Below are 22,064 nucleotides of genomic sequence, written 5' to 3'. Positions count from 1 at the left end.
TCTGACAAAACTTCATTAAATTTAGTTTGGATATGTTTTTGATACTGTCTGGGAAAATCAACCTGATGAAAGAAACCGATTTTAAATTCTCCGCATCTGTAATTGCCTGGCCTTTATTGTTTTTGTTGGCAATATGGGTGGTTTTTTGGTTTGAAATCCGTTTTAAGGTGAGTTTGTACGATTACGGTATTTATCCTCGAACGTTGTCGGGTATGAAAGGGATTGTTTTCAGTCCGTTTTTGCATGGGAATCTGGAACATTTGTACAACAATTCGATACCGCTTTTCTTTTTGGTGATGGCGCTGCGTTATTTTTACAGGGAACAGAGTTTGCAGGTGTTGGTTTTGGGGATTTTGCTCTCCGGATTTGGAACCTGGCTGATTGGTAGGGAAAGTATGCACATAGGAGCCAGCGGTTTGATTTATGTGTTGGTGAGTTTTATCTTTTTTAAAGGCATCCAGTCGGGGTATTATCGTTTAGTCGCGTTGTCATTAACCATTGTAGTGTTGTATGGTGGCATGGTGTGGTATTTATTTCCTAGCGCGGAACAGAATATTTCCTGGGAAGGGCATATGGCTGGATTCATTACCGGTTTTTTATTGTCCTATTTTATCAAAACACAAGATTATCAAAAACCGATCAAGTACGATTGGGAACGTCCTGATTTTGACCCTTCGCAGGATCCGTTTATGAAACATTTTGACGAGCAGGGTAATTTTGCGCCACCGCCGAAACCCGATCCGATGGAGCAGCAGTATTCGTATTTTATTTCCAATTTGCCGGTGATTTATTTTCTGAAGGATTCCAAAGAAGAAAATGGAAACCCGCCTAGCCCCGATAGTATGAAAAGCTCCGAAACGCAGTGAAGGACTTGAAGGAATAGCGGGAATAAGGACCACAAAAAAAGCCCGAAACATTCGCTCCGGACTTTTTTCCTTCTTATATTTTGAAATTAACTGCGTTGTCTTACGGTTTCGTATAAAAAAGCACCGCAAGCGACCGATACGTTTAATGATCCGATGGTTCCGAACATTGGAAGTTTGGCTTTTTCGTCTACAATTTTTAATACAGATGGATTTACACCACGGTCTTCGCTCCCCATGATGATGGCTACGGGCTGGTTAAAATCGACATCATAAATACCGGATTCTGTTTTTTCGGTTGCGGCTACGGTTTTAATGCCGGAACCCTGTAAGTAGAAAATCGCATCTTTAATATGATCCACTTTGCAAATCGGTACGTTGAATACGGCTCCTGCAGAAGTCTTTACGGTGTCGCCATTAACCGGAGCAGAACCTTGCTTTTGAACAATGATGCCGTCTACACCGGTACATTCTGCGGTTCGGATGATGGCACCGAAGTTGCGGGCGTCCGACAATTGATCTAAAATTAAGAAGAAAGGTTTTTTGCCACTTTCGATTACGCTTTCTACTAAAGTTTCCAGCGATACAAACGAAATAGGAGCGATACTGGCCACGGCACCCTGATGGTTGTTGTGGGTTAAACGATTCAGTTTTTCAACGGGAACGTAACTGAAATTGATGTTGTTTTTTTTCATCGCTTTCATCAGTTCCTGCATCAAATCGCCTTGAGCGTCTTTCTGAATGAAAACTTTGTCAATCTCTTTTCCGGCATGAATCGCTTCGATAATGGCGCGGATTCCAAATATTTGGTGTTCTTTTTCCATGGGGCAAAGATAAGATTTTAAAAATTAGTTTTAAAACTGATATGAACGATGGAGTTGGAGAGTTTGATGGTTTGTTCGTCGGTGCTCCCGTTGGCATAAATTAAATTTAAAAGACCGTTTTTGGTAAGCAGTCCGAAACCAAAGCCAAATCCGAGTAAGTTGCCTTTTAAGTCGGAAGTTTTGTCCTGAAAATAACCGTAATCCGTTATGGTGTGTAAATACATGTTTGAGGTAAGTGCATAGCGGTATTCGGCCATTAAACCTGAAAATAAATTGGCCTGTAAGCTGTTTTCGACAAAGCCGCGAATGGAGTTAATGCCTCCGAAACGATACAGCTCATTAATGATATACTTGTTGCTTTGCAGGTAAAAACTCTGATTCCTTAAGGCGATGCTGTTTTTTTTGTTCAGGTAAAAATTATGATGCGCATTGAGTTGTATGAAATACTGGCTGGCGGCTTCCAATTTTGATTTGCGGTTTCCAATTCCGAATTTAAAGGCTAGGCTCGTGCGTTCGCGGAAGAGGAAATCGTCAATATTGAAATCGGTGAACTCGTAGGAAGTTGTCCAAAACGAATTGGAAAAATCACTGATGAACGAATTGTTGGTGTTTTGAATGTCGACGGATTCCGAAGATTGATATCCTAAGAATACTTTGGAGTTGTAATGGAAGTAATATCCAAGATTTAATGATGTGGTGGTGTTTTGAAACGTACTGTCTTGTTTGAAGATCTTTAAATCTGCTTTTATTCCCAATGGGGTCTTGAGTATATAAGGCAATTCCGTGCCTATATTGAATGTGGTTTGCTTCTTGCCGTCGCTTTTCCAGTACAGGTTGAATTTTTCCCCAGTGTTTAAGGCGTTGTTGAGCAATAAATCGAGATAGCCGTTAAAACGGATGCCGGTATTTTCTTCGTTGGCAAACCCGATGAAGCCGTCAAAGCGGTTGGCTCTTGTTTTTTCTAAATAAACATACACTTTGGTGCTGTCTTTGGTGAATAGGATTTCCGGATATTTTACCTGATTTATAAAAGGCAATGTCTTGAAATTATCGTTCAACTGTTTTAGGTTGTCTTGGTTGAACGGACGTTTTTTGTATTGTTTAACAAGGTTGCGGCGAATGCCTTCCGGGAATTTGGTGTAACCGGCCACAACGATATCGTTCAGGGAGCGTTTCTTTTCGGTTTTGATTTTTAAATCGGTGTAAAGATGGTTGTTTTCCTTTTTGTGATTGATGAGTTGTAATTCGCTTAACGAATAACCTTTTTGTTCCAGTTTTGCCAGATTCATATTCATAAAGCTTTCCACTTCCGAGGCTTTAAGTTTTATAGTGTCGGAAGTGAATTCCAGCAGTTTTTTTTCGTCTTCGGGAATCCTACCTATATATATGTGTATGCGATTGGTTTTTTTACCGATAGTATATTGAAAGAGAAAGGTGGAGTCATTTATTTTTTTTTGACTTGTCAGTTGGCTTTCCAAATAACCTTTCTGGAGTAGGTTGGAGGTAATGACTTCGGTTTCGTTCAATATGGATTTGGTATTCTCATGATGCTTTTTGTAACCGATGCTGTCGATGATTTTGGTTTCTTCAGTTGAATTTCCTTCGATTTGCAAATGCAGCTTTTGAGCTTTTGAGGTAAAGCCGGCGACAATCAGGAATAAAAAAAGAAGTAAATTTTTCAAAGGGGAAAATCTTTTGGTAAAAATAACGTAAAAAATGGTTTTTGAATATGTGATTTTTGTTGAATGTAGAATTGTATTGAAAATTAAATAATTAGGGTTTGTTTTGTAAAAATTAATTCCTACATTTGCAGCCCCGAAAAGTGTCGGGAATTTATAACGTTAGTAATTTTATTAAACATTATGCCAACAATTCAACAATTAGTAAGAACAGGGAGAGCCCAGGTAACTAAGAAGAGTAAATCGGCTGCTTTAGATTCTTGTCCTCAAAGAAGAGGAGTTTGTACGCGTGTTTACACTACTACACCAAAGAAACCAAACTCTGCAATGCGTAAAGTTGCGCGTGTGCGTTTGACCAATGGTAATGAAGTGAATGCTTACATCCCGGGAGAAGGACACAATCTACAAGAGCACTCGATAGTATTAGTTAGAGGCGGAAGGGTAAAAGATTTACCAGGTGTTAGATACCACATCGTACGTGGTGCTTTGGATACTGCCGGAGTTAACGGTAGAACTCAAAGAAGATCTAAATATGGTGCTAAACGACCTAAAGACGCTAAAAAGTAATTTTTAACTTTTAAGAAAAAGACATGAGAAAAAGAGCGGCCAAGAAAAGACCCCTTTTACCGGATCCGAAATTTAACGATCAGTTAGTAACACGTTTTGTAAACAACTTAATGTGGGACGGTAAGAAATCAACAGCTTTTAAAGTGTTTTACGATGCATTGGATATCGTAGAGGCTAAAAAGCAAGACGCAGAAAAATCTGCTTTAGAAATTTGGAAAGATGCATTAACAAATGTTATGCCTCACGTAGAAGTTCGTTCACGTCGTGTGGGTGGAGCTACCTTCCAGATTCCTATGCAAATTCGTCCAGATAGAAAAATTTCGTATTCTATGAAATGGATGATCTTGTATGCAAGAAGAAGAAATGAAAAATCGATGGCAGGTAAACTTGCTTCTGAAATCTTAGCTGCGGCTAAAGAAGAAGGAGCAGCTGTTAAGAAAAGAATGGATACTCACAAAATGGCAGAAGCTAACAAAGCATTCTCTCACTTTAGATTTTAATTCATAAGAAATGGCTAGAGATTTAAAATTCACAAGAAACATAGGTATCGCTGCTCACATTGATGCTGGTAAAACAACAACAACAGAGCGTATCTTATTTTATACTGGAAAATCACACAAGATTGGTGAGGTGCACGATGGTGCAGCTACCATGGACTGGATGGCGCAAGAGCAGGAAAGAGGTATTACCATTACTTCTGCAGCGACAACTTGTGAGTGGAGTTTTCCAACTGAGCAAGGTAAATTAACTCCTGAGTCTAAACCTTACCACTTTAATATTATCGATACACCGGGACACGTTGACTTTACAGTTGAGGTAAACCGTTCGTTACGTGTATTGGATGGTTTGGTATTCTTGTTTTCTGCGGTTGATGGTGTTGAACCTCAGTCAGAAACCAACTGGAGATTAGCAGATCAGTACCGCGTTCCTCGTATGGGATTCGTAAACAAAATGGACCGTCAAGGTTCTAACTTCTTAGCGGTTTGTCAGCAAGTTAGAGATATGTTAAAATCTAATGCGGTGGCTATTACTTTACCAATCGGTGAAGAAAACGATTTTAAAGGAGTTGTAGACTTAGTAAAAAACCAGGCTATCGTATGGCATGATGCAACGCAAGGGGCAACTTTTGATATCGTTGATATTCCTGCTGATATGGTTGCAGAGGTAAAAGAATACAGATCAATCTTAATTGAAGCAGTTGCTGAGTACGATGAAAATCTACTTGACAAGTACATGGAAGATGAAAACTCAATCACTGAGGACGAAATCAACGCTGCATTAAGAGCTGCAACTATCGACATGGCGATCATTCCTATGATTGCAGGTTCTTCTTTCAAAAACAAAGGAGTTCAGTTTATGTTGGATGCAGTTTGTAAATATTTACCATCTCCTTTGGATAAAGAAGGTATCGAGGGTATTCATCCTGATGATGCTGATTTGTTAGAAGAAGATCAAACTAAAATCTTACGTCGTCCAGATGTAAAAGAGCCTTTTGCGGCTTTAGCATTTAAAATTGCTACTGACCCTTATGTTGGTCGTTTAGCTTTCTTCCGTGCTTATTCAGGACGTTTAGATGCAGGTTCTTATATCTTGAATACACGTTCAGGAAACAAAGAGCGTATTTCTCGTATCTACCAAATGCACGCGAACAAACAAAATCCAATCGAGTACATCGAGGCTGGAGATATTGGAGCGGCAGTTGGGTTTAAAGATATCAAGACTGGAGATACCATGTGTGATGAAAAACACCCAATTATTCTTGAGTCTATGAAATTCCCTGATCCGGTAATCGGTATCGCGATCGAGCCTAAAACAAAAGCTGACGTTGACAAAATGGGTATGGCTTTAGCAAAACTTGCTGAAGAGGATCCAACGTTTACAGTTAGAACTGATGAGGCTTCAGGTCAAACGATTATTTCTGGTATGGGTGAGCTTCACTTGGATATCTTAGTAGACCGTATGAAACGTGAGTTCAAAGTTGAGGTTAATCAAGGTGAGCCACAAGTTGAGTACAAAGAGGCGTTTACTAAATCTGCGCAACACAGGGAGGTGTACAAGAAACAGTCTGGTGGTCGTGGTAAATTCGGGGATATCGTTTTCCGTTTAGAGCCGGCTGAAGCTGTTGATGGTAAACCAGCTGTAGGATTGCAGTTTGTGAATGAAGTAAAAGGTGGTAACGTTCCTAAAGAATATATCCCTGCTGTTGAAAAAGGTTTCCGTGAAGCAATGAAAACGGGTCCTTTGGCTGGATATGTTGTAGATAGTTTGAAAGTTACTTTATTGGATGGATCTTACCACGCGGTGGATTCGGATGCTTTATCGTTCGAATTGGCAGCGAAAATGGGTTACAAAGAAGTAGCGAAAGCTGCTGGAGCTGTAATCTTAGAACCAATCATGAAAATCGAAGTTATTACTCCGGAAGAAAACATGGGTGATATCGTAGGTGACTTGAACCGTCGTAGAGGACAAGTAAACGATATGGGTGACAGAAATGGTGCTAAAACTATTAAAGCAAACGTGCCGCTTTCTGAAATGTTTGGATATGTTACGACATTAAGAACATTATCGTCAGGTCGTGCTACATCTACAATGGAATTCTCTCACTATGAGCAAACTCCATCGAATATTTCCGATGAAGTAATTAAAAAAGCAAGAGGTAACGCTTAATTATTATCAAGATGAGTCAAAAAATCAGAATAAAATTAAAATCTTACGATCACATGTTGGTTGATAAATCAGCAGAAAAAATCGTAAAAACTGTAAAAAGTACAGGTGCTGTGGTAACTGGTCCTATTCCATTACCAACTCATAAAAAGATTTTCACTGTATTGCGTTCTCCGCACGTAAACAAAAAATCAAGAGAGCAGTTTGAAGTGAGTTCATACAAAAGGCTTTTAGATATCTATTCTTCTTCTTCAAAAACTATCGATGCCCTAATGAAATTAGAGCTTCCAAGTGGAGTAGAGGTAGAGATCAAAGTGTGATAAATCACGCATTTTAAAGTATTTAGGCATTATGTTTTGATATTCAAAACATAATGCCTACTTTTGCGCACTCAAAAAAAGAGAATTTTTTATAATTTATTAATAAATAGTTTATATGTCTGGGTTAATTGGAAGAAAAATCGGCATGACCAGCTTATTCGATGAGAACGGGAAGAACATTCCTTGTACTGTAATTGAAGCAGGTCCATGTGTCGTTACCCAAGTCAGAACCAATGAGGTTGACGGGTATGAAGCGTTACAACTTGGTTTCGATGACAAAACAGAAAAACACGCTACTAAAGCTGAGTTAGGTCACTTTAAAAAAGCGGGTACTGTTGCTAAAAAGAAAGTCGTTGAATTCCAGGATTTTGTAACTGAGCACAAATTAGGTGATGTGATCACGGTTGATGTATTTGCTGAAGGCGAATTCGTTGATGTAGTGGGAGTATCAAAAGGTAAAGGTTTCCAGGGGGTTGTTAAGCGTCACGGTTTTGGTGGTGTTGGGCAAGCTACTCATGGTCAGCACAACCGTTTGAGAGCACCGGGTTCTGTTGGAGCATCGTCTTATCCATCAAGAGTATTCAAAGGAATGCGTATGGCGGGAAGAACAGGAGGAGAAAATGTAACAGTTCAAAACCTTAGAGTTTTAAAAGTAGTGGCTGATAAGAACCTACTTGTAGTTAAAGGAGCGATTCCTGGACACAAAAACTCTTACGTAATCATTCAGAAGTAATGGAAGTAAAAGTATTAGATATCAACGGAAAAGATACAGGTCGTAAAGTACAACTTGCTGACTCTGTATTCGCAATTGAGCCTAATAATCACGCTGTATATCTTGATGTTAAGCAATACTTAGCAAATCAAAGACAAGGTACGCACAAAGCTAAAGAAAGAGCTGAAGTGACCGGAAGTACACGTAAGATTAAAAAACAAAAAGGAACAGGTACAGCTCGTGCTGGTTCTGTAAAGAATCCTTTATTTAAAGGTGGAGGTACGGTTTTTGGTCCAAGACCGAGAAGTTATTCTTTCAAATTGAACAAAACTTTAAAAAGATTAGCGCGTAAATCGGCTTTCTCTTTGAAAATGAAAGAATCAAATTTAGTGGTTCTTGAAGACTTCAATTTTGAAACTCCAAACACTAAGAATTTCATTAACGTATTGAAAGCTTTAGGGTTAGAAAACAAAAAATCTTTATTCGTGTTGGGTGATACAAATAAAAATGTATATTTGTCGTCACGCAATTTAAAGGCTTCTAATGTTGTAACTTCTTCAGAATTAAGCACTTATGCAATTTTGAATGCAAATAGTTTAGTGCTTTTAGAAGGTTCGGTAGAAGGAATTGTAGAAAATTTAAGCAAATAATAGGGCTATGAGTATCATAATTAAACCTATCATTACTGAAAAAATTACCAAAGAGGGGGAAGCTTTCAACCGCTTTGGTTTCATTGTTGATAAAAAAGCAAACAAAATCCAGATCAAAAATGCTGTTGAAGCAACTTTTGGTGTGAATGTAGTGGCGGTAAACACAATGAATTACAGAGCTGATAGATCGGTTAAATACACTAAGAGTGGTTTAATCAGTGGAAAGACTACTGCGTACAAAAAAGCGGTTGTTCAAGTACAAGAAGGAGAAACAATAGATTTTTATACTAATATCTAATAGAAAATGTCAGTTAGAAAATTAAAACCTATTACCCCGGGTCAGCGTTTTAGAGTTGTAAATAGCTTTGACACTATTACAACTGACAAGCCGGAGCGTTCATTGATCGCACCGAAAAAAAACTCTGGAGGTAGAAATAGTCAAGGAAAGATGACCATGCGCTACACAGGTGGTGGTCACAAACAAAAGTACCGTTTAGTAGATTTCAAAAGAACTAAAGTAGGAGTTCCTGCTACAGTGAAAACTATCGAGTACGATCCAAACCGTTCAGCATTTATTTCGTTATTACACTATGCAGATGGTGCTAAAACGTATATCATCGCTCAGAATGGTTTACAAGTAGGACAAACAGTAGTTTCTGGTCCTGAAGCGGCTCCAGAAATTGGTAACACTTTGCCTTTAAGTAAAATTCCTCTAGGAACTGTTATTTCTTGTATCGAGTTAAGACCAGGTCAAGGAGCGGTTATCGCTCGTTCGGCTGGAACTTTCGCTCAGTTAATGGCAAGAGACGGAAAATATGCTACTATCAAGATGCCTTCAGGTGAGACAAGATTGATCTTGTTGACTTGTTCTGCAACGATTGGAGCAGTTTCTAACTCAGACCACCAATTAGTTGTATCAGGAAAAGCTGGTAGATCTAGATGGTTAGGTAGAAGACCAAGAACTAGACCGGTAGCAATGAACCCTGTTGATCACCCAATGGGTGGTGGTGAAGGACGCTCTTCAGGAGGTCACCCACGTTCAAGAAAAGGTTTACCTGCTAAAGGTTATAGAACTCGTTCTAAAGTTAACCCGAGTAATAAGTATATCGTAGAACGTAGAAAGAAATAATAAGTAAGATATGGCACGTTCATTAAAAAAAGGACCTTTCGTACACTTTAAATTAGAGAAGAAAGTTCAGGAAAATATCGAAAAAGGTAACAAAGGAGTGGTTAAGACTTGGTCTCGCGCTTCTATGATTACTCCGGATTTTGTTGGACAGACTATCGCAGTACACAACGGTCGTCAATTTGTACCTGTTTACGTTACAGAAAACATGGTAGGTCATAAATTAGGAGAGTTTTCGCCAACAAGATCTTTTAGAGGTCATGCTGGAGCTAAAAATAAAGGTAAAAAATAATAAGAAGCTATGGGAGTTCGTAAAAGAGAAAGAGCCGAGCAGACTAAAGAAGCTAAGAAGCAGGTTGCTGTTGCTAAGCTGAATAACTGCCCTACTTCACCTAGAAAAATGCGCTTAGTGGCAGATTTAGTAAGAGGTCAGAAGGTAGAAAAAGCTCTTAATATATTAAGATTTAGTTCAAAAGAAGCTTCTCGTAAGTTGGAGAAATTGTTGTTATCAGCAATCAACAACTATCAGCAGAAAAATGCTGATGTGAACATCGAGGAAGCAGGCTTATTCGTAAAAGAGATCCGTGTAGACGGCGGTATGATGTTGAAAAGACTTCGTCCGGCTCCACAAGGTCGCGCACACAGAATCAGAAAACGCTCTAACCACGTAACAATCGTGTTAGGAGATATTAATAACACACAAAGCAATTAATAAGCAGTATGGGACAAAAGACAAATCCAATCGGAAATCGCCTTGGGATCATCAGAGGATGGGACTCAAACTGGTACGGTGGAAATGACTACGGAGACAAATTAGCAGAAGATGCTAAAATCCGTAAGTACATCCATGCTCGTTTATCAAAAGCTAGTGTTTCTAAAGTAATCATCGAGAGAACTTTGAAACTTGTAACCGTTACTATCACTACTGCCAGACCTGGTATCATTATCGGAAAAGGTGGTCAAGAGGTAGACAAGTTAAAAGAAGAGCTTAAGAAAATTACTGACAAAGAGGTTCAAATCAACATCTTTGAAATCAAAAGACCAGAACTTGACGCTTATTTAGTAGCGACAAGTATCGCTCGTCAAATTGAAAGTCGTATTTCTTACAGACGTGCAATTAAAATGGCTATTGCTGCTGCTATGCGTATGAATGCAGAAGGTATCAAAGTTATGATTTCTGGTCGTTTGAACGGAGCTGAAATGGCACGTTCCGAAATGTTCAAAGAAGGACGTATTCCTCTATCAACTTTCAGAGCTGACATCGATTACTCACTAGGTGAAGCACATACTACTTATGGTAGAATGGGTATCAAAGTGTGGATCATGAAAGGTGAAGTTTACGGAAAAAGAGATCTTTCTCCGTTAGTAGGTATGGACAAAAAGCAGTCTAAATCTTCAGGATCTTCACATTCTCCAAAAGGGAATGGTAAACCAAACCAACGCAAAAGAAAGTAATTTTTAAACTAAAGAAAAAATGTTACAGCCTAAAAGAACAAAATACCGTAAGGTACAGAAGGGTAAAATGAAAGGTGTGTCTCAAAGAGGTCACGAACTTTCAAATGGAATGTTTGGTATTAAATCTTTAGATTATTCATTCATTACTTCTCGTCAAATTGAGGCGGCTCGTATCGCAGCAACGCGTTACATGAAGCGTGAAGGACAATTGTGGATTAAAATTTTCCCAGACAAACCGATCACCAAGAAACCTCTTGAAGTACGTATGGGTAAAGGTAAAGGTGCAGTTGAATACTGGGCTGCTGTTGTGAAGCCAGGAAGAATCATGTTTGAGGTTGGTGGAGTGCCAATCGCAGTAGCTAAAGAGGCGTTACGTCTTGCTGCTCAGAAACTTCCAGTTAAAACTAAGTTTATCGTTGCTAGAGATTTCGAAGCATAATAAAAAAGCATTATGAAACAATCAGAAATTAAAAATCTGTCTGCAGCTGAGTTACAAGGACAACTTAGTCAGTTAAGAAAGACTTATACCGACCTAAAAAATGCTCACGCAATTTCTCCAATTGAGAATCCTTTACAGTTAAGAGCTGTGAGAAGATCAATTGCTAGAGTTGCTACCGAGTTAAGCAAAAGAGAGTTACAATAATTGTATTCTGCTGAAAGATGGAAAAAAGAAATTTAAGAAAAGAGAGAATTGGTGTTGTTACTAGCAACAAAATGGAAAAATCTATTGTTGTTTCTGAAACAAGAAGAGTAAAACACCCATTATACGGTAAGTTCGTGTTGAAAACAAAGAAATATGTAGCACACGACGAAACAAACGATTGCAACATCGGCGATACGGTAAAGATCATGGAAACACGACCTATGTCAAAATCGAAATGTTGGAGATTAGTTGAAATCATTGAAAGAGCGAAGTAATTATGGTACAACAGGAATCGAGATTAAAAGTAGCAGATAACACGGGAGCAAAAGAAGTTTTGACTATTCGTGTTTTAGGAGGAACGAAACGTCGTTATGCCTCTGTTGGAGATAAAATTGTAGTAGCGATTAAAGATGCCACTCCGAACGGAAACGTGAAGAAAGGTGCTGTTTCTACTGCAGTTGTTGTACGTACTAAAAAAGAAGTGAGAAGAGCTGATGGATCTTACATCCGTTTCGACGATAACGCATGTGTATTGTTGAACGCTGCAGGTGAAATGAGAGGAACTCGTGTTTTTGGTCCGGTAGCAAGAGAACTTCGTGAAAAACAATTCATGAAAATTGTATCATTAGCACCAGAAGTGCTTTAATTCGTTAAGACAATGATAAAGCTAAAAATCAAATCTGGAGACGTGGTAAAAGTTATCGCAGGTGACCATAAAGGTGCTGAAGGTAAAGTTTTACGTGTTCTTCGCGAGAAAAATAAAGCGGTAGTTGAAGGGGTGAACCTAGTGTCAAAACACACTAAGCCAAGTGCTAAAAACCCTCAAGGTGGTATCGTGAAAAAAGAAGCTCCTATTCATATTTCTAACATTGCTTTAATTGATCCTAAAACTAAGTCAGCGACTAGAGTAGGTGTTAAAGTTGAAGGAGATAAGAAAGTGAGAATTTCTAAAAAATCTAATCAAGTATTATAGTCATGACTTATATACCTAGACTTAAAGAAGAATACAAGAGCAGAGTAATTGCTGCTCTTACAGAGGAGTACGGTTATAAAAACGTAATGATGGTTCCTAAATTGGAAAAAATCGTTATTAGCCGTGGTGTTGGTGCTGCTGTTTCTGATAAGAAATTGGTTGACCATGCTGTAGAAGAGTTAACAAAAATTACAGGTCAGAAAGCAGTAGCTACGATCTCTAAGAAAGACGTTGCGTCGTTCAAATTGAGAAAAGGGATGCCAATCGGAGCTAAAGTAACTTTACGTGGAGAAAGAATGTATGAATTCTTAGATCGTTTGATCACTTCTTCATTGCCGCGTGTAAGAGACTTCGGTGGTATTAAAGCTACAGGTTTCGACGGAAGAGGAAACTACAACTTAGGTGTGCTTGAGCAAATCATTTTCCCTGAAATTGATATTGACAAAGTTAACAAGATTGCTGGTTTCGATATTACTTTTGTAACTTCTGCAAACACAGACAAAGAAGCAAAATCATTATTAGCTCAATTAGGTTTACCTTTTAAAAAGAATTAAGACATGGCTAAAGAATCAATGAAAGCCCGTGAGGTGAAAAGACAAGCGTTGGTAGAAAAGTATGCTGAAAAAAGAAAAGCTTTATTAGAAGCTGGCGATTATGAAGGTTTACAAAAATTACCAAAAAATGCTTCTCCGGTACGTTTACACAACCGTTGTAAATTAACTGGAAGACCAAGAGGGTACATGCGTCAGTTTGGTATTTCACGTGTAACTTTCCGTGAAATGGCTAACAACGGCTTAATTCCAGGAGTAAAGAAAGCAAGCTGGTAGTTTGTTTATTATAGCAGATAATTGTACATTTGCCGGATTTTTGCCGGTAACGTGCAATTATCTGCTTTAAAAATAAAGTTTAATGGCTTCAGGTTCAATAGGATAGTCTTATTGAAAACCGTCGCCGCAATTTAATAAATATGTATACAGATCCTATTGCAGATTTCTTGACAAGAATTAGAAATGCAGTGCGTGCTAACCACAAAGTGGTTGAGATTCCTGCTTCTAACATGAAAAAAGAAATCACTAAGATTTTATTCGATCAAGGATATATCTTAAGTTACAAATTCGATGACAGTACTGTACAAGGTACTATCAAAATCGCTCTTAAGTATGATAAAGATACTAAAGAGTCTGTAATCAAAGATATCCAAAGAATCAGTAAACCAGGTTTGCGTAAGTACGCTGGTGCTGCCAAATTACCAAGAATCTTGAACGGTTTAGGTATTGCTATTGTTTCAACTTCTAAAGGTCTTATGACTGGAAAACAAGCGAAACAACTGAATGTTGGTGGTGAAGTAGTTTGTTACGTATACTAATTTTAAAAAGACTTAACAATGTCAAGAATAGGTAAAAGTCCAATTGCAATTCCAGCTGGTGTAACTGTTGAAGTTAAGGATGCTGTAGTTACAGTTAAAGGAAAATTAGGTGATCTTTCTCAAGAGTTTACAGACGTGTCTGTGAAAGTTGAGGAAGGACAAGTAATCGTGGAAAGATCTTCAGATCACAAAAATGATCGTTCGAAACACGGTTTATACAGAGCACTTATCAACAATATGATTGTTGGTGTATCCGAAGGTTTCACTAAAGAATTAGAATTAGTGGGAGTAGGTTATAGAGCGGCTAACCAAGGACAAAAATTGGATGTTGCTTTAGGTTTTTCTCATAACATAGTTCTTGAGGTGGTTCCTGAGGTGAAAGTAGAAACTGTATCTGAAAAAGGTAAAAACCCTATCATTAAATTAACTTCTCATGACAAGCAATTGTTAGGGCAAGTAGCTGCGAAAATCAGAGGTTTCCGTAAGCCAGAGCCTTACAAAGGAAAAGGAGTTAAATTCGTAGGGGAAGAGTTAAGAAGAAAAGCAGGTAAATCAGCTTAAAAATTAAGACTATGTCATTAACAAAATCTGAAAGAAGACAAAGAATAAAGTTCAGAATCAGAAAGATTGTAAGCGGTACTGCTGCGAATCCAAGACTTTCTGTTTTCAGAAGTAATAAAGAAATCTATGCGCAAATCATAGATGATGTAAACGGTGTGACACTAGCTGCTGCTTCTTCAAGAGAAGCCGGAGCAAAAGGAACAAAAATTGAAATTGCAGCTGCAGTTGGTAAGTTAATTGCCGATAAAGCACAGAAAGCAGGAGTAAGTACTGTTTCTTTTGACAGAGGTGGTTATTTATATCACGGAAGAGTTAAATCATTAGCAGACGGTGCCAGAGAAGCTGGACTTAAATTCTAAGAACTATGTATCATAATTATAAAAACGTAGAACTAGTAAAACCTAGTGGTCTTGAATTGAAAGACCGTTTGGTTAGTGTGAATCGTGTAACTAAAGTTACAAAAGGAGGTAGAGCTTTTGGTTTTTCTGCTATTGTAGTTGTAGGAGACGAGAACGGAGTGGTTGGTCACGGTTTAGGGAAATCAAAAGACGTTTCGGAAGCTATCGCGAAAGCAGTAGAAGATGCGAAAAAGAACTTGGTTCGTATTCCTTTAAGTGGACAATCGGTTCCTCACGAACAAAAAGGTAAATTTGGTGGAGCAAGAGTATTATTGATGCCAGCCTCTCACGGTACAGGAGTAATTGCCGGTGGTGCAGTTCGTTCGGTATTGGAGTCTGTAGGTATTCACGACGTATTGTCGAAATCTCAAGGTTCTTCTAACCCTCACAATGTTGTTAAAGCTACTTTTGATGCTTTATTGCAAATGAGAAGTGCTCATACTGTTGCAAAACAAAGAGGTATTTCTTTAGAAAAAGTATTCAAAGGTTAATTCAAGGAAATTATGGCAAAGATATTAGTAAAACAAGTTAAAAGTCAGATCAACTGTCCTCTAACACAAAAGAGAACATTAGTGGCTTTGGGTCTTAAAAGATTAGGACAAACTGTAGAGCATGATGCAAATTCTGCTATCCTTGGAATGGTAAATAAAGTTAAACACTTAGTTTCTGTAGAAGAAGCTAAATAATATCATATTCATTATGAATTTAAGTAACTTACAACCGGCTGAAGGTTCAACACATAACCAAAATAAAAGAGTAGGTAGAGGAGAAGGTTCTGGAAAAGGTGGTACCGCTGCACGTGGACACAAAGGAGCTAAATCGCGTTCTGGTTATTCTAAGAAAATTGGTTTCGAAGGAGGTCAGATGCCTTTACAGAGACGTGTACCTAAGTTTGGTTTCAAAAACATCAACCGTGTAGAATACCAAGGAATCAACCTTTCAACTTTACAATTGTTAGTTGATAATGGTGTAGTAACTGACACTGTTGATTTCGCTACTTTGGTAGAAAACCGTTTGGCAACTAAAAATGAGCTTGTAAAGATTTTAGGAGGAGGAGAGCTTAAAGCAAAATTAAAAGTAACTGCTCACAAATTTACTGCGACTGCAAAAGCGGCTATCGAGGCTGCAGGTGGAGAAGCTGTAACTTTATAATCCGATATACCAGATGAAGAAGTTTATAGAATCGTTAGTTAATGCTTGGAAAATAGACGAGTTAAGAAATAAAATTACTCTTACGCTGTTTATGTTGATGATTTACCGTTTTGGTGCTCAGGTAACACTTCCAGGTATTGATGCAACTAAATTGCAAAATTTATCGACTCAAACTGATCAAGGTATAGGATGGTTAATCAATGTATTTACAGGTGGTGCGTTTTCGCAAGCATCTGTATTTGCATTGGGTATCATGCCGTATATATCTGCTTCAATTGTGGTTCAGTTAATGGGAATTGCTATTCCTTATTTACAGAAGTTACAGAAAGATGGAGAAAGCGGAAGAAAGAAAATTAACCAAATTACAAGATGGTTAACAATAGGTATTACTTTACTGCAAGGTCCAGGGTATATCTATAACCTTTACAAACAATTACCTGCGGATGCCTTTTTATTGGAATTGAGCTCGTTCTCATTCCTTTTCTCATCGGTAATCATTTTAACTACAGGGACAATTTTTGCTATGTGGTTAGGGGAAAAAATTACAGATAAAGGTATCGGAAACGGAATTTCATTATTAATTATGGTGGGAATTTTGGCTCGCTTGCCTCAGTCGTTTATTCAGGAGTTTTCTTCCCGAGTTACTGAGAACAACGGTGGTCCAATGCTAATCGTTTTCGAGGTGGTAATCTGGTTATTGATTATTATTGCCTGTATACTGTTAACCATGGCTGTTCGTAAAATTCCGGTACAGTACGCCCGTCGTACAACGGCTGGTGATTTCGAGCAAGATGCTATGGGTGGGAACAGACAATGGATTCCATTAAAGCTTAATGCTGCCGGGGTAATGCCAATTATTTTTGCTCAGGCAATCATGTTTATACCTGCTGCGGTTGCTGGGTTGTCCACTTCGGATACGGCTCAGACCATTACAACTAGTTTCCAAAATATCTTTGGGTGGCAGTATAATTTAGTTTTTGCTTTGTTAATCATAATTTTTACTTACTTTTACACCGCGATTACGGTGCCTACCAATAAAATGGCTGATGATCTTAAGAGAAGCAGTGGTTTTATCCCAGGTATTAAACCCGGTGTAGAAACAGGTGATTATCTTGATAAAATTATGTCATTACTTACCTTTCCAGGTTCGTTATTCTTAGCCTTGATTGCTGTGTTCCCAGCAATCGCTGTTAGTGTGTTAGGAGTACAACAGGGTTGGGCTATGTTTTATGGCGGAACATCATTATTAATTATGGTGGGAGTTGCAATTGATACTATTCAACAAGTGAATTCATACTTATTGAATAAGCATTATGATGGGTTGATGAAAAGCGGTAAAAACAGAAAAGCAGTAGCTTAATTTTTATGGCAAAACAATCAGCAATAGAACAAGACGGTTCAATCATTGAAGCATTGTCAAATGCGATGTTCCGTGTAGAATTAGAGAACGGGCATGTTGTAATTGCTCACATTTCAGGAAAAATGCGTATGCATTACATCAAATTGTTACCTGGTGACAAAGTGAAACTGGAAATGAGCCCTTACGATTTGTCAAAAGCAAGAATTACTTATAGATACTAAAGCTATTATAAAATGAAAGTAAGAGCATCAGTTAAAAAAAGAAGTGCCGAGTGCATTATTGTACGTAGAAAAGGAAGATTGTACGTTATTAACAAAAAGAATCCTAGATTTAAACAAAGACAAGGATAATTATGGCAAGAATAGCAGGGGTTGATATCCCAAAAAACAAAAGAGGAGTTATTGCTTTAACCTACATCTTCGGAATTGGTAGAAGCAGAGCGCAAGAAATCTTAGCAAAAGCTAACGTTAGCGAAGATAAAAAAGTTCAGGATTGGAATGACGACGAAATCGGAGCAATCCGTGACGCGGTTTCTTACTTCAAAATTGAAGGAGAATTACGTTCTGAAATTTCATTAAACATCAAACGTTTAATGGATATCGGATGTTACAGAGGTATCCGTCACAGAGCTGGTCTTCCGTTAAGAGGTCAGAGAACTAAGAACAACTCTAGAACAAGAAAAGGTAAAAGAAAAACTGTTGCTAACAAGAAAAAAGCAACTAAATAATAAGTAGTAGTATGGCTAAGGCAAGTACAAAAAAACGTAAAGTGATCGTTGAATCAACAGGCGAGGCTCATATTAATGCAACTTTTAACAACATCATCATCTCGTTAACTAACAAGAAAGGTGAAGTTATTTCTTGGTCTTCAGCTGGTAAAATGGGCTTCAGAGGTTCTAAAAAGAATACTCCATATGCAGCTCAGATGGCAGCAGAAGATTGTAGCAAAGTAGCGTTAGAAGCTGGACTTAAAAAAGTAAAAGTTTACGTTAAAGGTCCAGGAAACGGAAGAGAGTCTGCAATCAGATCCATTCACAACGGAGGAATTGAAGTTACCGAAATCATCGACGTAACTCCAATGCCACACAACGGATGTCGTCCTCCAAAGAGAAGAAGAGTTTAATTTATAGTATAACCAAAGGTAGGAGTACGATTATCGGAGGATAAGACCTGAATTCATAATCCCTACCTTTTTTATTTATTTAGCAATGGCAAGATATACTGGTCCAAAAACAAAAATCGCCCGTAAATTCGGTGAAGCGATCTTCGGAGATGACAAAGCCTTCGAAAAAAGAAATTACCCTCCTGGTCAACATGGTTTGGCTAAAAAAAGAGGTAAAAAATCTGAATATGCTGTTCAGTTAATGGAAAAGCAAAAAGCGAAATATACTTACGGTATTTTGGAGCGTCAATTCAGAGGATTATACGAAAAAGCAGCTGCTTCTAAAGGAGTAACTGGTGAAATTCTTTTACAACTTTGTGAGGCTCGTTTAGACAACGTGGTTTACAGAATGGGTATCGCACCTTCTCGTCGTGCAGCTCGTCAAATCGTTTCTCACCGTCATATCACAGTAAATGGAGAAGTAGTGAATATTCCTTCTTACCACTTACGTCCTGGTGATAAAATCGCGGTTCGTGAGAAATCTAAATCTCTAGAAGCTATCGAGCGTTCGTTATCTAATTCTAGTGCTGTTTACGAGTGGATTACTTGGAATAATGATACTAAAGAGGGAACTTTTGTTTCTGTTCCTCAAAGACTTCAGATTCCGGAAAACATTAAAGAACAGTTAATCGTAGAGTTGTACAACAAATAATAACTGACAGCAGTCGAAAACAAATATGGCATTATTCAATTTTCAAAAGCCCGATAAAGTTATCATGATCGATTCCACCGATTTTGAAGGTAAGTTTGAATTCAGACCTTTAGAGCCGGGATACGGATTGACAGTTGGTAACGCTTTAAGACGTGTATTGCTTTCTTCTTTGGAAGGGTATGCAATCACTTCGGTTCGTATTGAAGGAGTAGATCACGAATTCTCTACAATTTCCGGTGTGGTTGAAGATGTTACAGAAATTATCTTAAACCTTAAACAAGTGCGTTTCAAACGTCAGATTGAGGATATCGATAACGAATCTGTATCTATCGCTTTCTCAGGAAAAGATCAATTAACGGCTGGGGATTTCCAAAAATTTATTTCTGGTTTCCAAGTGTTGAACCCAGAATTGGTAATCTGCAATTTAGATAGCAAGATTACAATCAACATGGAATTGACTATCGAGAAAGGTCGTGGTTATGTTCCGGCTGAAGAAAATAAAAAACAAAACGCACCGATTGGAACTATTTTTACGGATTCCATTTACACTCCAGTAAAGAACGTAAAATATGCAATTGAAAACTTCCGTGTGGAGCAAAAAACAGACTACGAAAAGTTAGTTTTTGAAATCATCACAGACGGTTCAATCCATCCAAAAGATGCGTTAACAGAAGCGGCGAAAACGTTGATTCATCACTTTATGTTGTTTTCTGACGAAAGAATTACACTTGAAGCGGATGAAATTGCTCAAACGGAGTCTTATGACGAAGAGTCATTACATATGAGACAATTGCTTAAAACTAAGCTTGTGGATATGGACTTATCAGTAAGAGCATTAAACTGTTTGAAAGCAGCTGAAGTTGAAACACTTGGCGATTTAGTGTCGTTCAACAAGAATGACTTAATGAAGTTCCGTAATTTCGGTAAAAAATCTTTAACTGAACTAGATGAACTAGTAGCGGTTAAAGGGCTTACTTTCGGAATGGATTTGGCTAAATACAAATTAGATAAAGAATAAATTACTTCATATTTTGCGCTCCAAAGCGGATTGAAGCAAGATGAAGGTTAAAAAAAGTACGTCATGAGACACGGAAAAAAAGTAAATCATTTAAGCAGACAAGCTGGACATAGAAAATCTATGTTGGCTAACATGGCTTGTTCGTTAATCGAGCACAAACGTATCAACACTACAGTTGCTAAAGCAAAAGCGCTTAAGCAGTTTGTAGAGCCTTTGGTAACAAAATCTAAAGAAGATACAACTCACAACCGTCGTATTGTTTTTACTTATTTGAGAAACAAATACGCTGTAACTGAGTTATTCAGAGAAGTAGCTGCTAAAGTAGGTGACCGTCCGGGAGGATACACACGTATCATCAAGTTAGGAAACCGTCTTGGGGATAACGCTGATATGGCAATGATCGAGTTAGTAGATTTCAACGAATTGTACAACGGAGGTAAGAAAGAAGTGAAAAAAGCAACAACGCGTCGTGGTAAAGCTAAAAAAGCTGAAACTACTGAGGCTCCTGCTGCCACTCCAGAAGCACCTGCGGCTGATGCAACAGAAAATACAGAAGCTACTGAATAATCATGAAACACTGATTTTCAATAAAATTAAGGATGAACTTTTTAAGTTTGTCCTTTTTTTTTGGTTTTTTGGGAAGTAAAACGGTTTGGAATTGTTTAAGCCATTTTCCCGCTGTCCGCTCTACTGCGTGCCGCTCCCATCGGGGCTAGCAAAAAACTATTGGCTTCTTTTAAACGAAATTTTCAAAAAGCAATAATTTAACCTAAATTTGCACAACTTTTTACAACACAACAACAATGAAGTATTCAAATCGTAATCAGGCCATTTTATTGTTAAACGACGGAACTGTTTTCTACGGTAAATCCATAGGGATTGAAGGAAAAACGTTTGGTGAAGTTTGTTTTAACACCGGAATGACCGGATACCAAGAGATTTTTACTGACCCTTCTTATTACGGTCAAATCATGGTGGCGACCAACGCGCATATCGGAAACTATGGGGTGCATGCCGACGAAACCGATTCCGACAGCATCAAAATTGCCGGTCTGGTTTGTAAAAATTTCAGTTTCAACTATTCCCGTCCTGATGCAGAAGGCAGTTTGTTGGAATACTTTGAAAAAGTAAATTTGGTGGCCATTTCAGACGTTGATACCCGTGCACTAGTTGCGTATATCCGTGATAACGGCGCACAAAACGCTGTAATATGTACTGATGGAACCCCGTTAGAGGAATTGAAAAAGCAACTTTCCGAAGTGCCTAATATGAAAGGCTTGGAATTGGCTTCAGCCGTTTCTACGAAAGAGCCTTATTTCTTCGGGGATGAAAATGCAACTTATAAAGTAGCCGCTTTAGACTTGGGAATCAAAACCAATATCTTGCGTTGCTTGGCTGAAAGAGACTGCTACATAAAAGTTTATCCTTACAATGCCACTTTTGAAGAATTAAAAGCATTCAATCCTGACGGATACTTTTTGTCCAATGGGCCTGGGGACCCAGAACCGTTAACAGGAGTTCAGGAAGTAGCACGACAAATCATTGCGACAGACAAACCGGTGTTCGGAATTTGTTTGGGGCATCAAACCTTAGCTTTGGCTAACGGAATTTCCACGTATAAAATGTTCAACGGTCACCGTGGAATCAATCACCCGGTAATGAACGTTATCACGAATCGTGGAGAAATCACTTCTCAAAATCACGGTTTTGCCGTAGTGCGCGAAGAATTGGAAAAGCATCCGGATTTTGAAATCACCCATTTGCACTTAAACGATGGTACCGTTGCGGGAATGCGAATGAAAAGCAAATCGGTGTTCTCGGTGCAATACCACCCGGAAGCAAGTCCTGGTCCACACGATGCCCGTTACTTGTTCGACGATTTCGTTGCCAATATCAAAGCAGCTAAAAACTAATTCTATT

At 38.3% G+C, this 22,064-nt stretch carries 36 protein-coding genes; 34 read left to right on the top strand and 2 right to left on the bottom strand.

Annotation, left to right across the window (positions count from 1 at the left end):
• The first annotated feature begins 65 nt into the window (after positions 1-65).
• On the top strand, positions 66-866 hold the full coding sequence (locus ABGT15_RS08710; protein WP_367231111.1) for a rhomboid family intramembrane serine protease: 801 nt from the start codon (positions 66-68) through the stop codon (positions 864-866).
• 86 nt (positions 867-952) lie between these two features.
• On the opposite strand, the gene rlmB is transcribed toward ABGT15_RS08710, so the two are convergent.
• Positions 953-1,687: a 23S rRNA (guanosine(2251)-2'-O)-methyltransferase RlmB gene (gene rlmB, locus ABGT15_RS08705; protein WP_367231021.1), complete on the bottom strand. Its 735-nt coding sequence runs from the start codon at positions 1,685-1,687 to the stop codon at positions 953-955.
• Positions 1,688-1,704: 17 nt separating this feature from the next.
• On the bottom strand, positions 1,705-3,369 hold the full coding sequence (locus ABGT15_RS08700; RefSeq protein ID WP_367231020.1) for a hypothetical protein: 1,665 nt from the start codon (positions 3,367-3,369) through the stop codon (positions 1,705-1,707).
• A gap of 180 nt (positions 3,370-3,549) precedes the next feature.
• On the opposite strand from ABGT15_RS08700, the gene rpsL reads away from it, so the two are divergent.
• From rpsL to carA, 33 genes are all read left to right on the top strand, one after another.
• Positions 3,550-3,933, top strand: coding sequence for a 30S ribosomal protein S12 (gene rpsL, locus ABGT15_RS08695; RefSeq protein WP_026981392.1), 384 nt, complete (start codon positions 3,550-3,552; stop codon positions 3,931-3,933).
• Between the two features lie 23 nt (positions 3,934-3,956).
• On the top strand, positions 3,957-4,433 hold the full coding sequence (gene rpsG / locus ABGT15_RS08690; protein ID WP_367231019.1) for a 30S ribosomal protein S7: 477 nt from the start codon (positions 3,957-3,959) through the stop codon (positions 4,431-4,433).
• 10 nt (positions 4,434-4,443) lie between these two features.
• Entirely contained in the window at positions 4,444-6,600 is a 2,157-nt protein-coding gene (gene fusA / locus ABGT15_RS08685; RefSeq protein ID WP_367231018.1) for an elongation factor G, read from the top strand.
• Positions 6,601-6,611: 11 nt separating this feature from the next.
• Positions 6,612-6,917 (top strand): 30S ribosomal protein S10, encoded by a 306-nt coding sequence (gene rpsJ / locus ABGT15_RS08680; RefSeq protein ID WP_023579610.1) that lies wholly within the window; start codon positions 6,612-6,614, stop codon positions 6,915-6,917.
• Positions 6,918-7,032: 115 nt separating this feature from the next.
• Positions 7,033-7,650, top strand: a complete 618-nt coding sequence (rplC, locus tag ABGT15_RS08675) for a 50S ribosomal protein L3 (RefSeq protein WP_237790058.1) — start codon at positions 7,033-7,035, stop codon at positions 7,648-7,650.
• Positions 7,650-8,279, top strand: coding sequence for a 50S ribosomal protein L4 (gene rplD / locus ABGT15_RS08670; protein WP_237790057.1), 630 nt, complete (start codon positions 7,650-7,652; stop codon positions 8,277-8,279). The genes rplC and rplD overlap by 1 nt, the downstream gene beginning before the upstream one ends.
• A gap of 7 nt (positions 8,280-8,286) precedes the next feature.
• Positions 8,287-8,577 carry a 50S ribosomal protein L23 gene (rplW, locus tag ABGT15_RS08665; protein ID WP_367231017.1) on the top strand — a complete coding sequence of 97 codons (291 nt, stop codon included), beginning with the start codon at positions 8,287-8,289 and terminating at the stop codon, positions 8,575-8,577.
• A 6-nt stretch (positions 8,578-8,583) separates the two neighbouring features.
• Positions 8,584-9,408 (top strand): 50S ribosomal protein L2, encoded by an 825-nt coding sequence (gene rplB, locus ABGT15_RS08660; RefSeq protein ID WP_237790055.1) that lies wholly within the window; start codon positions 8,584-8,586, stop codon positions 9,406-9,408.
• Positions 9,409-9,418: 10 nt separating this feature from the next.
• Entirely contained in the window at positions 9,419-9,697 is a 279-nt protein-coding gene (gene rpsS, locus ABGT15_RS08655) for a 30S ribosomal protein S19 (RefSeq protein ID WP_023570340.1), read from the top strand.
• Between the two features lie 9 nt (positions 9,698-9,706).
• Positions 9,707-10,117 carry a 50S ribosomal protein L22 gene (rplV, locus tag ABGT15_RS08650; protein WP_026981385.1) on the top strand — a complete coding sequence of 137 codons (411 nt, stop codon included), beginning with the start codon at positions 9,707-9,709 and terminating at the stop codon, positions 10,115-10,117.
• Between the two features lie 8 nt (positions 10,118-10,125).
• Complete coding sequence (rpsC, locus tag ABGT15_RS08645; RefSeq protein ID WP_367231016.1) at positions 10,126-10,860, top strand: 30S ribosomal protein S3; 735 nt, start codon at positions 10,126-10,128, stop codon at positions 10,858-10,860.
• 19 nt (positions 10,861-10,879) lie between these two features.
• Complete coding sequence (gene rplP / locus ABGT15_RS08640) at positions 10,880-11,299, top strand: 50S ribosomal protein L16 (RefSeq protein ID WP_026981383.1); 420 nt, start codon at positions 10,880-10,882, stop codon at positions 11,297-11,299.
• A 12-nt stretch (positions 11,300-11,311) separates the two neighbouring features.
• Positions 11,312-11,503, top strand: a complete 192-nt coding sequence (gene rpmC / locus ABGT15_RS08635) for a 50S ribosomal protein L29 (RefSeq protein WP_237790052.1) — start codon at positions 11,312-11,314, stop codon at positions 11,501-11,503.
• A gap of 17 nt (positions 11,504-11,520) precedes the next feature.
• Positions 11,521-11,778: a 30S ribosomal protein S17 gene (gene rpsQ, locus ABGT15_RS08630; protein ID WP_026981381.1), complete on the top strand. Its 258-nt coding sequence runs from the start codon at positions 11,521-11,523 to the stop codon at positions 11,776-11,778.
• A gap of 2 nt (positions 11,779-11,780) precedes the next feature.
• Positions 11,781-12,149: a 50S ribosomal protein L14 gene (rplN, locus tag ABGT15_RS08625; RefSeq protein ID WP_014166275.1), complete on the top strand. Its 369-nt coding sequence runs from the start codon at positions 11,781-11,783 to the stop codon at positions 12,147-12,149.
• 12 nt (positions 12,150-12,161) lie between these two features.
• Positions 12,162-12,476, top strand: coding sequence for a 50S ribosomal protein L24 (rplX, locus tag ABGT15_RS08620; protein WP_367231015.1), 315 nt, complete (start codon positions 12,162-12,164; stop codon positions 12,474-12,476).
• Between the two features lie 2 nt (positions 12,477-12,478).
• A complete protein-coding gene (gene rplE, locus ABGT15_RS08615) occupies positions 12,479-13,030 on the top strand; it encodes a 50S ribosomal protein L5 (RefSeq protein WP_237790050.1) in 552 nt (183 codons plus the stop codon).
• A 3-nt stretch (positions 13,031-13,033) separates the two neighbouring features.
• On the top strand, positions 13,034-13,303 hold the full coding sequence (rpsN, locus tag ABGT15_RS08610) for a 30S ribosomal protein S14 (protein ID WP_026981378.1): 270 nt from the start codon (positions 13,034-13,036) through the stop codon (positions 13,301-13,303).
• A gap of 140 nt (positions 13,304-13,443) precedes the next feature.
• The gene (gene rpsH, locus ABGT15_RS08605) at positions 13,444-13,842 is read left to right on the top strand and encodes a 30S ribosomal protein S8 (RefSeq protein WP_367231014.1); all 399 of its coding nucleotides are present in this window, start codon (positions 13,444-13,446) and stop codon (positions 13,840-13,842) included.
• Positions 13,843-13,860: 18 nt separating this feature from the next.
• Entirely contained in the window at positions 13,861-14,403 is a 543-nt protein-coding gene (gene rplF / locus ABGT15_RS08600) for a 50S ribosomal protein L6 (protein WP_367231013.1), read from the top strand.
• An 11-nt stretch (positions 14,404-14,414) separates the two neighbouring features.
• Positions 14,415-14,762, top strand: coding sequence for a 50S ribosomal protein L18 (gene rplR, locus ABGT15_RS08595; RefSeq protein WP_367231012.1), 348 nt, complete (start codon positions 14,415-14,417; stop codon positions 14,760-14,762).
• Positions 14,763-14,767: 5 nt separating this feature from the next.
• Positions 14,768-15,292, top strand: a complete 525-nt coding sequence (rpsE, locus tag ABGT15_RS08590; protein WP_237790046.1) for a 30S ribosomal protein S5 — start codon at positions 14,768-14,770, stop codon at positions 15,290-15,292.
• A gap of 12 nt (positions 15,293-15,304) precedes the next feature.
• Positions 15,305-15,487, top strand: coding sequence for a 50S ribosomal protein L30 (rpmD, locus tag ABGT15_RS08585; protein WP_367231011.1), 183 nt, complete (start codon positions 15,305-15,307; stop codon positions 15,485-15,487).
• Between the two features lie 13 nt (positions 15,488-15,500).
• Positions 15,501-15,953, top strand: coding sequence for a 50S ribosomal protein L15 (gene rplO, locus ABGT15_RS08580; protein ID WP_367231010.1), 453 nt, complete (start codon positions 15,501-15,503; stop codon positions 15,951-15,953).
• 13 nt (positions 15,954-15,966) lie between these two features.
• Positions 15,967-17,313 carry a preprotein translocase subunit SecY gene (gene secY, locus ABGT15_RS08575; protein WP_367231009.1) on the top strand — a complete coding sequence of 449 codons (1,347 nt, stop codon included), beginning with the start codon at positions 15,967-15,969 and terminating at the stop codon, positions 17,311-17,313.
• A 5-nt stretch (positions 17,314-17,318) separates the two neighbouring features.
• The gene (gene infA / locus ABGT15_RS08570) at positions 17,319-17,534 is read left to right on the top strand and encodes a translation initiation factor IF-1 (protein WP_026714631.1); all 216 of its coding nucleotides are present in this window, start codon (positions 17,319-17,321) and stop codon (positions 17,532-17,534) included.
• A 12-nt stretch (positions 17,535-17,546) separates the two neighbouring features.
• Entirely contained in the window at positions 17,547-17,663 is a 117-nt protein-coding gene (gene ykgO / locus ABGT15_RS08565; RefSeq protein WP_002987490.1) for a type B 50S ribosomal protein L36, read from the top strand.
• A 2-nt stretch (positions 17,664-17,665) separates the two neighbouring features.
• Complete coding sequence (gene rpsM / locus ABGT15_RS08560; RefSeq protein WP_026981370.1) at positions 17,666-18,040, top strand: 30S ribosomal protein S13; 375 nt, start codon at positions 17,666-17,668, stop codon at positions 18,038-18,040.
• A gap of 11 nt (positions 18,041-18,051) precedes the next feature.
• Complete coding sequence (gene rpsK / locus ABGT15_RS08555) at positions 18,052-18,435, top strand: 30S ribosomal protein S11 (protein ID WP_023574076.1); 384 nt, start codon at positions 18,052-18,054, stop codon at positions 18,433-18,435.
• A gap of 85 nt (positions 18,436-18,520) precedes the next feature.
• Entirely contained in the window at positions 18,521-19,126 is a 606-nt protein-coding gene (gene rpsD / locus ABGT15_RS08550) for a 30S ribosomal protein S4 (protein ID WP_367231008.1), read from the top strand.
• 25 nt (positions 19,127-19,151) lie between these two features.
• Positions 19,152-20,144, top strand: coding sequence for a DNA-directed RNA polymerase subunit alpha (locus ABGT15_RS08545; protein ID WP_367231007.1), 993 nt, complete (start codon positions 19,152-19,154; stop codon positions 20,142-20,144).
• Between the two features lie 63 nt (positions 20,145-20,207).
• On the top strand, positions 20,208-20,711 hold the full coding sequence (gene rplQ, locus ABGT15_RS08540; protein ID WP_367231006.1) for a 50S ribosomal protein L17: 504 nt from the start codon (positions 20,208-20,210) through the stop codon (positions 20,709-20,711).
• A 236-nt stretch (positions 20,712-20,947) separates the two neighbouring features.
• Positions 20,948-22,057, top strand: coding sequence for a glutamine-hydrolyzing carbamoyl-phosphate synthase small subunit (carA, locus tag ABGT15_RS08535; RefSeq protein ID WP_367231005.1), 1,110 nt, complete (start codon positions 20,948-20,950; stop codon positions 22,055-22,057).
• Positions 22,058-22,064: the final 7 nt, after the last annotated feature.

It is taken from the genome of Flavobacterium enshiense, assembly GCF_040750275.1.
In the GTDB taxonomy this organism is placed as follows: Bacteria; Bacteroidota; Bacteroidia; order Flavobacteriales; family Flavobacteriaceae; genus Flavobacterium; species Flavobacterium enshiense_B.
This window is presented reverse-complemented; position numbering and strand designations above follow the sequence as displayed.

What these genes read in the sequence shown, in the direction of transcription:
- rpsN (WP_026981378.1), top strand. Translation starts at nt 13,034, where the DNA reads ATGGCTAAAGAATCAATGAAAGCCCGTGAGGTGAAAAGACAAGCGTTG.
- rplB (WP_237790055.1), top strand. Translation starts at nt 8,584, where the DNA reads ATGTCAGTTAGAAAATTAAAACCTATTACCCCGGGTCAGCGTTTTAGA.
- ABGT15_RS08545 (WP_367231007.1), top strand. Translation starts at nt 19,152, where the DNA reads ATGGCATTATTCAATTTTCAAAAGCCCGATAAAGTTATCATGATCGAT.
- rpsD (WP_367231008.1), top strand. Translation starts at nt 18,521, where the DNA reads ATGGCAAGATATACTGGTCCAAAAACAAAAATCGCCCGTAAATTCGGT.
- ykgO (WP_002987490.1), top strand. Translation starts at nt 17,547, where the DNA reads ATGAAAGTAAGAGCATCAGTTAAAAAAAGAAGTGCCGAGTGCATTATT.
- rpsL (WP_026981392.1), top strand. Translation starts at nt 3,550, where the DNA reads ATGCCAACAATTCAACAATTAGTAAGAACAGGGAGAGCCCAGGTAACT.
- rpsJ (WP_023579610.1), top strand. Translation starts at nt 6,612, where the DNA reads ATGAGTCAAAAAATCAGAATAAAATTAAAATCTTACGATCACATGTTG.
- rpsQ (WP_026981381.1), top strand. Translation starts at nt 11,521, where the DNA reads ATGGAAAAAAGAAATTTAAGAAAAGAGAGAATTGGTGTTGTTACTAGC.
- rpsC (WP_367231016.1), top strand. Translation starts at nt 10,126, where the DNA reads ATGGGACAAAAGACAAATCCAATCGGAAATCGCCTTGGGATCATCAGA.
- rplV (WP_026981385.1), top strand. Translation starts at nt 9,707, where the DNA reads ATGGGAGTTCGTAAAAGAGAAAGAGCCGAGCAGACTAAAGAAGCTAAG.
- rpsH (WP_367231014.1), top strand. Translation starts at nt 13,444, where the DNA reads ATGTATACAGATCCTATTGCAGATTTCTTGACAAGAATTAGAAATGCA.
- rpsK (WP_023574076.1), top strand. Translation starts at nt 18,052, where the DNA reads ATGGCTAAGGCAAGTACAAAAAAACGTAAAGTGATCGTTGAATCAACA.
- carA (WP_367231005.1), top strand. Translation starts at nt 20,948, where the DNA reads ATGAAGTATTCAAATCGTAATCAGGCCATTTTATTGTTAAACGACGGA.
- rpsG (WP_367231019.1), top strand. Translation starts at nt 3,957, where the DNA reads ATGAGAAAAAGAGCGGCCAAGAAAAGACCCCTTTTACCGGATCCGAAA.
- rlmB (WP_367231021.1), bottom strand. Translation starts at nt 1,687, where the DNA reads ATGGAAAAAGAACACCAAATATTTGGAATCCGCGCCATTATCGAAGCG.
- rplP (WP_026981383.1), top strand. Translation starts at nt 10,880, where the DNA reads ATGTTACAGCCTAAAAGAACAAAATACCGTAAGGTACAGAAGGGTAAA.
- rpsS (WP_023570340.1), top strand. Translation starts at nt 9,419, where the DNA reads ATGGCACGTTCATTAAAAAAAGGACCTTTCGTACACTTTAAATTAGAG.
- secY (WP_367231009.1), top strand. Translation starts at nt 15,967, where the DNA reads ATGAAGAAGTTTATAGAATCGTTAGTTAATGCTTGGAAAATAGACGAG.
- rplD (WP_237790057.1), top strand. Translation starts at nt 7,650, where the DNA reads ATGGAAGTAAAAGTATTAGATATCAACGGAAAAGATACAGGTCGTAAA.
- rplN (WP_014166275.1), top strand. Translation starts at nt 11,781, where the DNA reads ATGGTACAACAGGAATCGAGATTAAAAGTAGCAGATAACACGGGAGCA.
- rplW (WP_367231017.1), top strand. Translation starts at nt 8,287, where the DNA reads ATGAGTATCATAATTAAACCTATCATTACTGAAAAAATTACCAAAGAG.
- rpmC (WP_237790052.1), top strand. Translation starts at nt 11,312, where the DNA reads ATGAAACAATCAGAAATTAAAAATCTGTCTGCAGCTGAGTTACAAGGA.
- rplX (WP_367231015.1), top strand. Translation starts at nt 12,162, where the DNA reads ATGATAAAGCTAAAAATCAAATCTGGAGACGTGGTAAAAGTTATCGCA.
- rplE (WP_237790050.1), top strand. Translation starts at nt 12,479, where the DNA reads ATGACTTATATACCTAGACTTAAAGAAGAATACAAGAGCAGAGTAATT.
- rplO (WP_367231010.1), top strand. Translation starts at nt 15,501, where the DNA reads ATGAATTTAAGTAACTTACAACCGGCTGAAGGTTCAACACATAACCAA.
- rplF (WP_367231013.1), top strand. Translation starts at nt 13,861, where the DNA reads ATGTCAAGAATAGGTAAAAGTCCAATTGCAATTCCAGCTGGTGTAACT.
- rpsE (WP_237790046.1), top strand. Translation starts at nt 14,768, where the DNA reads ATGTATCATAATTATAAAAACGTAGAACTAGTAAAACCTAGTGGTCTT.
- ABGT15_RS08710 (WP_367231111.1), top strand. Translation starts at nt 66, where the DNA reads ATGAAAGAAACCGATTTTAAATTCTCCGCATCTGTAATTGCCTGGCCT.
- rpmD (WP_367231011.1), top strand. Translation starts at nt 15,305, where the DNA reads ATGGCAAAGATATTAGTAAAACAAGTTAAAAGTCAGATCAACTGTCCT.
- infA (WP_026714631.1), top strand. Translation starts at nt 17,319, where the DNA reads ATGGCAAAACAATCAGCAATAGAACAAGACGGTTCAATCATTGAAGCA.
- rplR (WP_367231012.1), top strand. Translation starts at nt 14,415, where the DNA reads ATGTCATTAACAAAATCTGAAAGAAGACAAAGAATAAAGTTCAGAATC.
- rplQ (WP_367231006.1), top strand. Translation starts at nt 20,208, where the DNA reads ATGAGACACGGAAAAAAAGTAAATCATTTAAGCAGACAAGCTGGACAT.
- rpsM (WP_026981370.1), top strand. Translation starts at nt 17,666, where the DNA reads ATGGCAAGAATAGCAGGGGTTGATATCCCAAAAAACAAAAGAGGAGTT.
- fusA (WP_367231018.1), top strand. Translation starts at nt 4,444, where the DNA reads ATGGCTAGAGATTTAAAATTCACAAGAAACATAGGTATCGCTGCTCAC.
- rplC (WP_237790058.1), top strand. Translation starts at nt 7,033, where the DNA reads ATGTCTGGGTTAATTGGAAGAAAAATCGGCATGACCAGCTTATTCGAT.